The organism is Bacillus sp. Cr_A10 (genome assembly GCF_029222665.1).
Taxonomy (GTDB): domain Bacteria; phylum Bacillota; class Bacilli; order Bacillales_A; family Planococcaceae; genus Psychrobacillus.
Window position 1 is genome coordinate 72,319 of the sequence record NZ_JARHXR010000009.1, and the last position, 13,008, is coordinate 85,326.

At 35.3% G+C, this 13,008-nt stretch carries 14 protein-coding genes; 12 read left to right on the top strand and 2 right to left on the bottom strand.

Going from position 1 to position 13,008, the window contains the following annotated elements:
* The first annotated feature begins 73 nt into the window (after positions 1-73).
* From alaS to mtnN, 12 genes are all read left to right on the top strand, one after another.
* On the top strand, positions 74-2,707 hold the full coding sequence (gene alaS / locus P2Q73_RS07270; RefSeq protein WP_275785308.1) for an alanine--tRNA ligase: 2,634 nt from the start codon (positions 74-76) through the stop codon (positions 2,705-2,707).
* A 172-nt stretch (positions 2,708-2,879) separates the two neighbouring features.
* The gene (locus P2Q73_RS07275) at positions 2,880-3,146 is read left to right on the top strand and encodes an IreB family regulatory phosphoprotein (RefSeq protein ID WP_053588802.1); all 267 of its coding nucleotides are present in this window, start codon (positions 2,880-2,882) and stop codon (positions 3,144-3,146) included.
* A gap of 2 nt (positions 3,147-3,148) precedes the next feature.
* Complete coding sequence (gene ruvX, locus P2Q73_RS07280) at positions 3,149-3,568, top strand: Holliday junction resolvase RuvX (RefSeq protein WP_053588803.1); 420 nt, start codon at positions 3,149-3,151, stop codon at positions 3,566-3,568.
* An 11-nt stretch (positions 3,569-3,579) separates the two neighbouring features.
* Positions 3,580-3,876, top strand: a complete 297-nt coding sequence (locus P2Q73_RS07285; protein ID WP_275785317.1) for a DUF1292 domain-containing protein — start codon at positions 3,580-3,582, stop codon at positions 3,874-3,876.
* A gap of 235 nt (positions 3,877-4,111) precedes the next feature.
* On the top strand, positions 4,112-5,230 hold the full coding sequence (mltG, locus tag P2Q73_RS07290) for an endolytic transglycosylase MltG (protein ID WP_056831604.1): 1,119 nt from the start codon (positions 4,112-4,114) through the stop codon (positions 5,228-5,230).
* Between the two features lie 115 nt (positions 5,231-5,345).
* The gene (locus tag P2Q73_RS07295; protein WP_053588806.1) at positions 5,346-5,981 is read left to right on the top strand and encodes an O-methyltransferase; all 636 of its coding nucleotides are present in this window, start codon (positions 5,346-5,348) and stop codon (positions 5,979-5,981) included.
* Between the two features lie 4 nt (positions 5,982-5,985).
* Positions 5,986-6,915: a peptidase U32 family protein gene (locus P2Q73_RS07300; protein ID WP_056831606.1), complete on the top strand. Its 930-nt coding sequence runs from the start codon at positions 5,986-5,988 to the stop codon at positions 6,913-6,915.
* A 17-nt stretch (positions 6,916-6,932) separates the two neighbouring features.
* A complete protein-coding gene (locus P2Q73_RS07305; RefSeq protein WP_275785325.1) occupies positions 6,933-8,207 on the top strand; it encodes a peptidase U32 family protein in 1,275 nt (424 codons plus the stop codon).
* Entirely contained in the window at positions 8,207-8,845 is a 639-nt protein-coding gene (gene udk, locus P2Q73_RS07310; RefSeq protein ID WP_275785328.1) for a uridine kinase, read from the top strand. The genes P2Q73_RS07305 and udk overlap by 1 nt, the downstream gene beginning before the upstream one ends.
* A gap of 106 nt (positions 8,846-8,951) precedes the next feature.
* Positions 8,952-9,431: a transcription elongation factor GreA gene (gene greA, locus P2Q73_RS07315; protein ID WP_442853781.1), complete on the top strand. Its 480-nt coding sequence runs from the start codon at positions 8,952-8,954 to the stop codon at positions 9,429-9,431.
* Between the two features lie 162 nt (positions 9,432-9,593).
* Positions 9,594-10,292 (top strand): YrrS family protein, encoded by a 699-nt coding sequence (locus tag P2Q73_RS07320; RefSeq protein WP_275785331.1) that lies wholly within the window; start codon positions 9,594-9,596, stop codon positions 10,290-10,292.
* A gap of 389 nt (positions 10,293-10,681) precedes the next feature.
* The gene (gene mtnN, locus P2Q73_RS07325) at positions 10,682-11,374 is read left to right on the top strand and encodes a 5'-methylthioadenosine/S-adenosylhomocysteine nucleosidase (RefSeq protein ID WP_275785333.1); all 693 of its coding nucleotides are present in this window, start codon (positions 10,682-10,684) and stop codon (positions 11,372-11,374) included.
* A 196-nt stretch (positions 11,375-11,570) separates the two neighbouring features.
* On the opposite strand, the gene sigK is transcribed toward mtnN, so the two are convergent.
* The gene (gene sigK / locus P2Q73_RS07330) at positions 11,571-12,299 is read right to left on the bottom strand and encodes an RNA polymerase sporulation sigma factor SigK (RefSeq protein WP_053592077.1); all 729 of its coding nucleotides are present in this window, start codon (positions 12,297-12,299) and stop codon (positions 11,571-11,573) included.
* Positions 12,300-12,447: 148 nt separating this feature from the next.
* Positions 12,448-12,987, bottom strand: a complete 540-nt coding sequence (gene pssA, locus P2Q73_RS07335) for a CDP-diacylglycerol--serine O-phosphatidyltransferase (RefSeq protein ID WP_053588813.1) — start codon at positions 12,985-12,987, stop codon at positions 12,448-12,450.
* Positions 12,988-13,008: the final 21 nt, after the last annotated feature.

Consider the following 13,008-nt stretch of genomic DNA (forward strand, 5'->3'; position numbering starts at 1 on the left):
AGATTTATATTGTCGAGAAAGCTTGTAATACGGCAATGCGATTTTAATTTTCTATTTTAGGAGGAAAATACGTATGAAACAATTAACTGGTGCACAGATTAGACAAATGTATTTAGATTTTTTTATGGAAAAAGGGCATGCACAAGAGCCTTCAGCTCCCTTAGTACCGAACAATGATCCTTCTCTACTATGGATCAACAGTGGTGTTGCAACATTGAAAAAATATTTTGATGGACGCGTAGTACCTGAAAATCCTCGAATTACGAATGCACAAAAATCTATACGTACTAATGATATTGAAAACGTAGGGAAGACAGCAAGGCACCATACATTTTTTGAAATGCTTGGAAACTTCTCTATCGGCGATTACTTTAAGAAGGAAGCAATTCATTTTGCTTGGGAGTTTTTAACGAGTGAAAAATGGATAGGATTTGACCCAGAGAAATTATCTATAACAATTCATCCTGAAGATGAAGAAGCATATACTATTTGGAAGGACGAAATAGGTATTCCTGAAGAGCGTATTATACGATTGGAAGGGAATTTCTGGGATATAGGAGAAGGTCCGAGTGGTCCAAACTCTGAAATTTTCTATGATCGCGGTGAATCTTACGGTAATGATCTAAACGATCCTGAATTATATCCAGGTGGAGAAAATGAACGATACTTAGAAATCTGGAACTTGGTATTTTCACAATTTAATCATAATCCAGATCATACGTATACACCACTTCCAAAACAAAATATTGATACGGGAATGGGACTAGAACGTATGGCAAGTGTTGTACAAAATGTACCAACAAACTTTGATACAGATTTATTCATCCCAATCATCCGTCAAACGGAAGAAATTTCAGGAAAATCTTATCGTACGAATAACGAATATGATACAGCTTTCAAGGTAATTGCAGACCATATCCGTACCGTAGCATTCGCAATCGGAGACGGGGCTCTTCCTTCTAATGAGGGCAGAGGATACGTATTACGTAGATTACTTCGCCGAGCTGTTCGATTTGCGAAACAATTAGGTATAGACAAGCCATTTTTATTTGAGTTAGTGCCAGTAGTTGGTGAAATAATGAAAGACTTCTACCCAGAGGTAACAAATAAACAAGATTTTATTATGCGTGTAATTAAAAACGAAGAAGTACGTTTCCATGAGACCCTTCATGATGGTCTTGCTATTTTAGAGAAGGTAATTGTGGAGCAACGAGAAAAAGGAGAATCTTTCATTCCTGGAACTACAACGTTCACACTATATGATACTTACGGATTCCCAATCGAGTTAACGGAAGAATATGCAGAAGAAGCTAATATGACAGTTGACCATGAAGGATTCAAAGAAGAAATGGAAGCACAGCGTAATCGCGCTCGTGCAGCACGACAAAATGTAGATTCTATGCAAGTACAATCTGAAGTTTATGGAAATATTCACGATGATAGTGAATTTGTTGGTTATGATACGTTATCCGTTACAACAAATATATCAACAATCGTCCACGGAGAAGCACTTACTAAATCAGCAAGTGAAGGGGATGAAATTCAAGTAGTACTATCTCAAACTCCTTTCTATGCAGAGAGTGGCGGACAAATAGCAGACCACGGGATTATTGAAAATGATACTTTTAGAGGCTTTGTAAAAGACGTTCAAAAAGCACCAAATGGTCAAAATCTACACACTGTCATTGTAGAATCAGGAGAGGTAACAACCGGTGCTGAGGTTATAGCTAAAGTAGACCGCTCATTACGTGGTCATACGGTGAAAAACCATTCTGCTACACATTTACTTCATCAAGCATTAAAAGATGTGTTAGGAACGCATGTAAACCAAGCTGGTTCATATGTTGGGCCTGATCGACTTCGATTTGACTTTTCTCACTTTGGACAAGTAACAAAAGAAGAGCTTGAACAAGTAGAACATATTGTAAATGAAAAAATTTGGGAAAATATTCAAGTTGTTACAGGTTACCATAATATTGATGAAGCGAAGAATATGGGAGCTATGGCATTATTCGGAGAAAAATATGGTGAGATTGTACGCGTAGTTCAAATGGGAGAATTCTCATTAGAATTATGTGGTGGGATTCATGTGCATGCAACTTCCGAAATAGGGTTCTTCAAAATCCTTTCCGAAAGCGGTATTGGAGCAGGTACTAGACGTATTGAGGCAGTGACAGGAAAAGGTGCTTTTGAAGTTGTAAAAGAAGAGGAAAAAACATTAGTTGAAGCAGCGAATCTGTTAAAAGCTCAACCAAAAGACTTAGTAACAAAAGTAACCCAAACATTAAATGACTTGAAAAACGTACAAAAAGAAAATGAATCACTATCTGCAAAAATTGCAAATAGCCAAGCTTCTTCCGTATTATCGGCTGCACAGACTATAAATGACATAACGGTTCTTTCGGTTAAAGTAGATGCAAAAGATAATAATCAATTGCGTCAAATGATGGACGATTTAAAACAAAAACTTGAAAAGGCAGTTATTGTACTAGGTGCAATTGACGGTGATAAAGTAATGATCACTGCTGGCGTTACAAAGGATTTGGTTGGCGGAAACTACCACGCAGGAAATATTGTCAAATTAGTAGCGGAACAGTGTGGAGGTAAAGGGGGAGGAAGACCTGACTTTGCAATGGCTGGTGCAAAAGATGGTAGCAAGCTTGAAACTGCTTTAAATTCGGTATATGAGTATATCAAATCGGTTTAATTCTCATTTCGTTGGACATCCCAACATGCACATTTTTGGGTAAAATTTATCACATGAAAGAAACAAAAACAGTATTCATGCAACATGTGTATTTGATACTATTTCCAAATTCGGTTATACTATGGATAGATATGTAAGATTGCCTATTAAAATTGAAAGCGAGGTGCTGATCATGAGTTCATTTGACAAAACGATGAAATTTAACTTTCCTGAAGAATCCATGGAACAGGAAGTAAAACATGTGATGCTACAAGTACACTCAGCATTAGAAGAAAAAGGGTATAATTCAATCAATCAAATTGTAGGTTATCTTCTATCTGGTGATCCAGCTTATATTCCTCGCCATCAAGATGCGCGAAATATGATACGTAAATTGGAACGTGACGAAATTCTAGAGGAATTAGTAAAGTTCTATATTAAAAAAAATAATGAGGCTTAAGTATGCGGATAATGGGTTTAGACGTTGGTTCAAGAACAGTAGGAGTAGCAATAAGTGATGCACTTGGTTGGACTGCCCAAGGTATTGAAACAATAAAAATTAACGAAGAAAATCTAGAGTTCGGTTTAGAACGGATAGATGAATTAGTCAAGGAGCATACTGTAACAGAATTTGTTGTAGGTTTCCCAAAAAACATGAACAACACTATCGGTCCACGTGCAGAAGCATCGGAACATTATGCGAAGTTATTGACTGATAAATACAATCTCCCTGTCACCATGTGGGATGAAAGATTGACAACAATGGCTGCGGAACGTATGTTAATAGATGCAGATGTTAGCCGTAAAAAACGTAAACAAGTGATTGACAAGATGGCTGCTGTAATGATTTTACAAGGTTATCTTGATAGAAAAAATAGATGAGGTGACTGCAAATGGACCACGGTCAAGAAAATATCACAATTGTAGATGAAAATGGAAATGAGCAGCTTTGTAACGTATTATTTACTTTTGAATCAGAAGAGTTTGGCAAATCTTATGTTCTATATTATCCAATAGGTGCAGAAGAAGATGAAAATGAAGAAATTGAAATTCATGCATCATCTTTTACTCCAAATGAAAATGGAGAAGATGGAGATCTACTTCCAATTGAATCAGAAGCTGAATGGGATATGATTGAGGAAATGTTAAATACTTTCCTTGATAACGAAGAAGAAGAAGAAGAGGAATAATTAATAGAAAAAGGTGGAAGGAGATTACTCATTCTACCTTTTTCTTTTTGTCGTTTAAAATCTCGTTTTCCATCTGTCACCCTTCCAATATATTAGATAAAAAGAGAAGTAATGTCTTTCGGTCTGTGGGCTAACCACAAGCAGAATTCCCTAAAGAAAGAAGGAATCCCTTTAGTATTCCTTGCGCTTTTCTTGTTATCTTGTATAATAAAATGGAAATAAAGGGGGGGAACCCGTGGATAATGAATCAAAAAAAGAGGTAATGTTAGAAAGAATGAAAAACAAGAAAAAAGAAGTAAAAGTTGTTAGAAAAATTGTATTCATAATCGCACTAATCATTCTATTAATTGGTGGGATTGGGGGGTTTATAACGTATAAATATGTAAAAAATGCGTTGGAACCTTTAGATCCAAATTCAGAAGAGACCATTAGTGTTCAAATACCAATTGGCTCGGGACTAGATTCAATTTCTTCTATATTAGAGAAGAGCGGTATAATTAAGGATGCTAAAATATTTAAATACTATGCGAAGTTTAATAATGAATCTAATTTTCAAGCAGGTGATTATAGTTTAACAAAGGCTATGACATTAGATGAGATAATACAAAGTTTAAAAACTGGTAAAGTTTATCGTGAACCAGTATTTACTCTGACAGTTCCTGAAGGATTAACATTAGACCAAATAGGTGCTGTTGTAGAAAAGAAAACAGGACAACCTGCAGATGACTTTGTTAAATTAGTAACAAGTGAAGAATTTGTTGATAGAATGATTGTTAAGTATCCAAATCTTTTAACTGAAGAAATTAAGGGTGAAAATGTTCGATATGCTCTTGAAGGTTATTTATTCCCTGCTACATACCCTTTTTATGTTGAAAAACCTACTCTAGAAGAAATTGTAGAAACAATGATTACTGCAACGGATAGTACGATAGCAAACTACTATGAACTTCTAGAAGCTGAAGGGAAATCAGTACACTGGTTATTAACATTCGCTTCTTTGTTAGAAGAAGAAGCAACTGCTAAAACAGATCGTGAAACAATTGCAAGTGTATTCTACAATCGTTTGGAGGCAGAGATGCCTTTGCAAACAGACCCAACTGTTCTATATGCACTTGGCAGTCATAAAGAGCGTGTCCTATTTGAAGATTTAGAAGTGGATAATCCTTACAATACATATCAAAATCAAGGCTTGCCACCGGGACCTATTGCAAATGCAGGGAAATCCTCGATTGATGCTGTTTTAGATCCTGCTAAAACGGATTACTTATACTTCTTAGCTGATAAAACGGGCCAAAATCATTTTTCGAAGTCATATGAAGAACATCTTCAAAATGTAGACAAATATTTAAAATAAATAATAGGCAGGAGAAGGAACGATATCGCATTCCTTCTCCTGCTATGTTATTATTAGTTTTGTTTTTTACGTAATTAATCATTAACTAATTTTTAATCTAAAGGGGTAGCACTTTATGGACGTAAGTGAAGAATTTTTGAAAGAGCTAATAAAACCTCGTGCAGAAATTTTTTTAGAGATGGAGAAATATGCAAAAGAAAATCACGTTCCTATTATGCAATTAGCAGGTATGGAATCATTAATTCATTTGCTTTCTTTACAAAAACCAAAAACTCTATTAGAACTCGGTACTGCTATAGGCTATTCCTCGATGCGTATTGCAACAAAATTAACTTCCGCAAATATTGTTACGATCGAAAGAGACGTTGATAAAGCAAACTTAGCTAAAAATTATATTGAACGAGGAAAGCTTCAGGATCGTATCGAAGTAATTATCGGGGATGCATTAGAGATTTCAAATGAAATTTTCAAAGAACAGAAATTTGATGCTATTTTTATTGATGCAGCTAAAGGTCAATATAAGAAATTTTTTGAAAAGTACGCTCCATTGTTAAATGATCGTGGGGTTATTTATTGTGATAATTTATTGTTAAATGGTCTGTCCGAATTACCGATGAGTGAAGTACCACGAAGAAAAAGAACGATGGTACGCAATCAACACCATTTCACACAATGGTTAATGAATCATCCAGACTATGACACGGCTTTTCTTCCAGTTGGAGATGGAATGCTAGTAAGTATTAAGAGGTGAGATTATGACTAAGACAGAGCTATTAGTAACTCCAGAAAGTATCGAACATATGAAACATCTTATCGAGGCCGGGGCAGATGCATTTTTAGTAGGTGAGCAATTATTTGGTTTGCGTTTAGCAGGAGAATTTAATTTGAAGAATCTTGAAGTTGCAACTAAACTTGCAAAAGCGCATAATAAAAAAATATATGTAGCGATGAATGGACTTTTTCATAATGATAAAGTAGAACTACTTGCACCATACATGCAAAAACTCCAACAAATCGGGGTAGATGCAATTGTTTTTGGTGATCCAGCTGTTATTATTGCTAGAAGAGAAGCGGGTGTAACTATACCTCTCCATTGGAATACAGAGCAAACAGCAACTAATTACTTTACAGCAAATTACTGGGGAAAACGAGGCGCTTCAAGAGCAGTACTTGCTAGAGAGCTTAGTTTGGATGAAGTCATTGAGATTAAAGAAAATGCTGACGTCCAAGTTGAAGTGCAAGTACATGGTATGACCTGCATTTTCCAATCCAAAAGGCCGCTACTTGGTAATTATTTCTTGTTTCAAGACAAAGCAATGGAAATAGAAAATCGCTCGAAGAACAAAAACATGTTTTTACATGACAAGGAACGTTCGAACAAATATCCAATTTTTGAAGATCAAAATGGAACTCATATTTTCAGTCCAAACGATATGTGTATGATTGATGAATTAGACGAACTTTTGGATGCTGAAATTGATAGCTTAAAAATTGATGGGGTATTACACGATCCCTCGTATGTAACGCTTGTTACGAGTTTCTACCGTCAAGCAATTGATGCCTACTATAATTCAAAATCGAGCTATAAGGATATTAAAAAAGATCTATTTAACAATATCAAGGAAATACAACCTGCACTAAGACCATTAGATACTGGATTTTTCTTTAAGGAAACAGTTTATTAAGAAAGGGAAGGTTTCAAATGACTATTACGAAAATAGATAAAATTAGTGAACGAATAGATGATAATCGGGTAATTACAAAAAAACCTGAATTATTAGCTCCTGCTGGAAGCTTAGAAAAACTGAAAATCGCTGTTCATTATGGAGCAGACGCTGTATTCATAGGTGGTCAAGAGTTTGGTCTTCGTTCCAATGCTGGGAACTTTTCCATTGAGGAAATGCGTGAAGGCGTGGAGTTTGCTAATCGATATGGGGCTAAAATCTATGTGACAACCAATATTTTTGCTCATAATGAAAACATGGATGGCTTAGTAGAATATTTACAAGCAGTGGAAGCAGCAGGTGTAACTGGTATAATTGTGGCGGATCCGCTCATAATTGAAACCTGTAGAAAGAATGCTCCCAAATTAGAACTACATTTAAGTACTCAACAATCTTTATCTAACTGGAAAGCAGTCCAATATTGGAAGGAAGAAGGATTAAATCGCGTTGTGCTTGCCCGTGAGACAAGTGGTGATGAAATTCAGTTGATGAAAGAAAAGGTGGATATTGAAATTGAAACATTTATCCACGGAGCCATGTGTATTGCCTATAGCGGAAGATGTACCCTTTCTAATCATATGACTGCTCGAGATTCTAACCGAGGGGGGTGTTGTCAATCCTGCCGTTGGGATTATGATTTATATGCACAGGAAAATGGTGAAGAACAGGCTTTGTTTAACGATAATGACGTTCCTTTTGCTATGAGTCCGAAGGATTTAAAGCTTGTTGAATCTATTCCTAGAATGATTGAGATGGGGATTGATTCATTAAAAATTGAAGGACGCATGAAATCCATACACTATATAGCAACAGTCGTTAGTGTGTATAGAAAAGTTATTGATGCTTATTGTGCTGACCCTGAAAACTTCCAAATGAAGCAAGAATGGTTAGAAGAACTAGAAAAGTGTGCTAATCGAGAAACGGATACAGCATTCTTTGAAGGAGAGCCTGGTTTTAAACAACAGATGTATGGGGTACACGATAAAAAATTAGGATTTGATTTTGTAGGACTAGTTTTAGATTATAACGATGAAACGCAAATGGTAACATTACAACAGCGTAATTATTTCAAGTCTGGCGAGGAAGTAGAGTTTTTCGGACCAGAAATTGAAAATGTTCGTATTGTTATAGGTGAGATAAAAAATAGTAAGGGACAAGTATTGGATGCTGCACGACATCCTTTAGAAGTTGTTCAATTTACATGTCCTATAAAATTATATCCAAATAATATGATGAGAAAAGGGATGAAATAATGTCTAATAGAACCCCTCTTATTATTGGGATTGCTGGTGGATCAGGTTCTGGTAAAACAAGTGTTACTAACGCGATTAGTGAAGTATTTAAAGATCATTCAGTAGTAGTAATCGAGCAAGATTATTATTATAAAGATCAAAGTCATTTAAAGTTTGAAGAGCGATTGAACACCAATTATGATCATCCTTTAGCATTCGATAATGATTTACTTATTGAACATGTGAGTAATTTATTGAATAATAAAGCAATAGAAAAGCCAGTGTATGATTATGCACAACATACTCGATCTACAAAAACAATTATAATCGAGCCTAAAGATGTAATAATTCTAGAAGGAATATTAGTATTAGAAGATGAGCGTCTTCGAGATTTAATGGATATTAAATTGTTCGTTGATACTGACTCGGATTTACGAATAATCCGTCGAATACTTCGGGATATAAACGAAAGAGGTCGTACGGTTGATTCTGTAGTAGAGCAATATATTAACGTTGTCCGTCCTATGCATAATCAGTTTATCGAACCGACAAAAAGATATGCGGATGTAATTATTCCTGAAGGCGGACAAAATGAAGTTGCAATTGATTTAATGGTTACAAAAATAAAAACTATTCTTGAAACAGATGTTATTGTATAATATGATGATTGTGGATTGACAATTATTTCATGAAATTCATATCATTATCAATCTCAACATATGAATGGTACATGAATATGTTTTAAGTGTGTATTTAAAGGAGTGTATGGGAGTGTCAACAGAGAAACAATATCCAATGACCGTTGCTGGTAAAAAGAAATTAGAAGAAGAACTAGAACTATTAAAAACGGTTAAACGTAAAGAAGTAGTAGAACGTATTAAAATTGCCAGAAGTTTTGGTGATTTATCGGAGAACTCTGAGTATGATTCTGCAAAAGAAGATCAAGCGTTTGTGGAAGGAAGAATTTCAACAATCGAATCAATGATCAGAAATGCAGTAATTATTGAAGAAGAACAAAATAATGACGTTGTAACGCTAGGGAAAACAGTAACATTTATTGAAATTCCCGATGGCGATGAGGAAACTTATACAATCGTTGGTTCAGCTGAAGCAGATCCTCTAGAAGGACTTATTTCAAATGATTCTCCAATTGCAAAAGGACTACTTGGTAAATCAACTGGAGATAAAGTTAAAATTGTAACTCCAGGTGGAGAAATGGACGTAGAAATTATCTCAATTTCTTAATATGAAATAGTTTATTCAATCTAAAGAGGTTATAAAACGCTTACATTTGGTTGAGATTAGAGGAGGTAAACAAACTTGTTTACCTCTTATTTAATTTAATCGAAACTAATCGAGTTTTTTAGCGTCTAATACAACTATAATAATCTATAGAGGTGAGATAAGATGTCAGAGAACAATAGAAGAGCGAACTCTAGATTAAATAGAAAGAAAAAAGCTAATAGAATTTTAAATATATTAATTGGTATTGTCTTGCTTTTAATCATCGTAGTCGTTGTAAATATAGTAAGTGATGACACGGATACAACGAAGGAAGAAAAAAATACGGAAGTATCTGAAGAAACGATGAATGATGAAGAAAGCGGGTCAACGGAAGCAGACGAGAACGAAACAAAAACTGACCAAAATAATACAACAGAAACCGTAGAAACGGAAGATAAATCCGAATCAAATGAAGAGACACAATCAGAAGAGAATGAAGAAACCAATACAGAAGAAAATACAGAAGAAAATACAGAAGAAAATACAGAAGTCATAACAGAGGCTTCTAACGATCCGAATGTCGAAAGTGTAATAATTGATCCGAGCTGGAAACCTATTGGTACTTCACAAACAGGTGAACACACGTCAAGCTATGATACCAAGTCAGTAGATTGGGCAGAGAAAGTTCAAGCTTTATCGTATGGAGCAGGTTTGGACCCTTCTAATATGTATGTGAAGTTTTTAGGTAATGGCGGTAGTCCTCAAAAATCTATCGGTACTGTAACTTCAAAGGATGGTAACGAAATCTATCGAATTTCATTGGAATGGATCGATGGGGAAGGTTGGAAACCAACTAAAAAAGAAATTCTTAAGTCACTATAAAACCCCTTTTAAGAAGGGTTGCAGACTGTAGACAAGCTCAATTTTGGTGCATAGAGTTGTATGTTAAATTCGGCAAGGGCCCCCACTTCGCTTTCCGTGGGCTTGGCCTCAGCCTCCTCGTCACTGCAAAGACACTGGCCAAATAAAGTTCGGCCAGTGTCTTTCCTACGGGATCTTCTGTTCAAGCTTTTCCCACAGGAGCATTGTTTTTTTGCGACGAGCTTTGCGCAGGAGCAAGGGAAGCGGCTGAAGCCATTCCTGTTGAACGCGTCCGCCCGAAACGGAAATTAGCGGGTCCAAAATAAAAATCAAGTTAAGACGCCTCTTGACGTAAGAGGCGTCTTAACTTATTTTTAAATAAGTGCTTTTTTAGAGAGGTGGAAAATAAAATGAAAATAGCTATAATAGGTGCAATGGAACAGGAAGTAGAATTGTTAAGAAATGAAATAGAAAATGCTCAAACGGAGATTATTGCAAATAGTGAGTTTACGGTTGGTACGTATAAAGATCAAGAAGTAATTTTATTGAAAAGTGGAATTGGAAAAGTGAATGCAGCAATGACCACTACGATTTTGTTAAACCAATTTAAACCGGATTATGTGATTAATACTGGTTCTGCAGGAGGGTATGATCCCGATTTAGAAGTTGGAGCTATTGTGATTTCTAATGAAGTACGTCATCATGATGTAGATGTTACTGCTTTTGGTTATGAAATTGGTCAGGTTCCTCAGCTTCCACCGGCATTTAAGGCTGATACTCACCTAATGCAACTAGCAGAAGAAGCTGTAAAAGAGATTGGTGAACATCAAGCAGCGACTGGATTAATAGCAACTGGTGATATTTTTATGCACAACCCTGAAAAGGTAGAGATTGTTCGTAAGAATTTCCCTCAAATGAAGGCCTGTGAAATGGAAGCAGCGGCTGTTGCTCAAGTATGTCACCAATTCAATGTTCCATTTGTGGTTATCCGTGCTTTATCTGATATTGCAGGAAAAGAGTCTTCTATTAGTTTTGACGAATTTTTACCGGTAGCAGCAAAACATTCGACAGAAATAGTTTTGAATGTTATTGAAAAACTTTAAAACTTCATGAAATTGACAACTTATAAATGAAAAAATTAGTTATATTTACTTATTCTTATGGTATGATGAAAGCATAATAAACGATTTCATTATGCATTAGGAGGAGATAATATGATTTTTCTGATGGCCATGTCTATTTTGATTACTGCAGTTTTAAGTTTTATTATGATTTCGGAGACTAGCGAAGATTAATCCTCTAAGCTCTTTTGGTGTTAGTAGCATCAAGAGAGTTTTTTTCATGGATATAGGACTGATATAGTTTGACTAGTGCACGTTTTTCTATTCGAGAAACGTAACTCCTAGAAATTTTTAATTGTTTTGAAATTTCTTTTTGTGTCATTGGAAGATGACCTAATAATCCGTAACGTCGAACAATTATTTCTAACTCTCTTTTCTCCAAATTGCCTAGGTGCTTGTAAAGTCGACTCATGTCTTCCTGATCAACAAGTTGTTCATCTGTGCTTTTTTCTATTCCTTGTAGTAAATCGGTAATTTCAAGAGAATGTCCGTCTTTATCCATACCAATCGGTTCATGTAAGGACACATCTTTCTGAACTTTTTTTAAAGAACGTAAATACATAAGAATTTCATTTTCAATGCATCTAGCCGCATAAGTGGCTAGCTTTGTTTTTTTTGTTGGTGTATAGCTATTTACTGCCTTCATCAACCCAATAGTTCCAATTGAAATATAATCATCTAAAAGCTCATGTTTTGGGTGGAATTTTTTTACGACATGTGCGACTAATCGCATGTTTCGTTCTATTAGTTCATCTCTAGCAGATAGATCTCCTGCTAAAAATCGTTCTATCATCACTTTTTCTTCTTCAGGTGTGAAAGGTTGATGGAATGCCTGACCTTTTAGATAACCGAGAACTAGAGGAAGTTCAACGACCATGCTTATAAAAGCAGTGAAAAGACCAGAGATAGTGTTCACCTCCATCTGTTGATAAGTTTAGTATATGTCGAATTAAGCCAAAATATGAAAAGATACGCCATAGCATGTCTCTATCACACAATAGGTGCTCATTGTTTTAACATAAAAAAAAAACGACTGCAAATGCAGGCGCTTAATTTCATACTTTTCTTAAAGTAAACGTGCTAATCATTAATAATGCTAGAATGATAAATAAAAACATATAAGAGACGGAAGGGATATAATTAATAGCAAAATAGGACAAAGTTAGAATTACTCCTGCTACTGTTATTGGAAGCCCTGTAAAATATCCGTTGGACTCTGAAATATTAAAGCGTGCTAATCTAAAAGCACCACATGCTATATAAATAACTGTAATAACCATTCCAACAACACTAAATTCCTGTAAAACCAATGAATAAATGAGTAGTGCTGGAGCGACTCCAAAAGATATAATATCACTCATTGAATCCAACTGCCTGCCTAATTCAGATTCAAGTTGAAGTTTTCTTGCTACCATACCATCAAACCGATCCAATAAACCGGCTACAAATATAAATAAAACACTATATGTGTATAGTTCATTCATTGTTGCCATAATTGCTGCTCCACCAAAAGCAAGATTACCAATGGTAATCATGTTTGCTGCATGTGATTTCAATTTTTTTACTGTATTTGTCATAACGTCTTGTAAATACATTGCAAATCACTCCTTTACAAA

Excerpts from the sequence above, each read along its gene's own strand:
- alaS (WP_275785308.1), top strand. The coding sequence starts at position 74 with ATGAAACAATTAACTGGTGCACAGATTAGACAAATGTATTTAGATTTT.
- P2Q73_RS07275 (WP_053588802.1), top strand. The coding sequence starts at position 2,880 with ATGAGTTCATTTGACAAAACGATGAAATTTAACTTTCCTGAAGAATCC.
- ruvX (WP_053588803.1), top strand. The coding sequence starts at position 3,149 with ATGCGGATAATGGGTTTAGACGTTGGTTCAAGAACAGTAGGAGTAGCA.
- P2Q73_RS07285 (WP_275785317.1), top strand. The coding sequence starts at position 3,580 with ATGGACCACGGTCAAGAAAATATCACAATTGTAGATGAAAATGGAAAT.
- P2Q73_RS07295 (WP_053588806.1), top strand. The coding sequence starts at position 5,346 with ATGGACGTAAGTGAAGAATTTTTGAAAGAGCTAATAAAACCTCGTGCA.
- P2Q73_RS07300 (WP_056831606.1), top strand. The coding sequence starts at position 5,986 with ATGACTAAGACAGAGCTATTAGTAACTCCAGAAAGTATCGAACATATG.
- P2Q73_RS07305 (WP_275785325.1), top strand. The coding sequence starts at position 6,933 with ATGACTATTACGAAAATAGATAAAATTAGTGAACGAATAGATGATAAT.
- udk (WP_275785328.1), top strand. The coding sequence starts at position 8,207 with ATGTCTAATAGAACCCCTCTTATTATTGGGATTGCTGGTGGATCAGGT.
- greA (WP_442853781.1), top strand. The coding sequence starts at position 8,952 with ATGGGAGTGTCAACAGAGAAACAATATCCAATGACCGTTGCTGGTAAA.
- P2Q73_RS07320 (WP_275785331.1), top strand. The coding sequence starts at position 9,594 with ATGTCAGAGAACAATAGAAGAGCGAACTCTAGATTAAATAGAAAGAAA.
- mtnN (WP_275785333.1), top strand. The coding sequence starts at position 10,682 with ATGAAAATAGCTATAATAGGTGCAATGGAACAGGAAGTAGAATTGTTA.
- pssA (WP_053588813.1), bottom strand. The coding sequence starts at position 12,987 with ATGTATTTACAAGACGTTATGACAAATACAGTAAAAAAATTGAAATCA.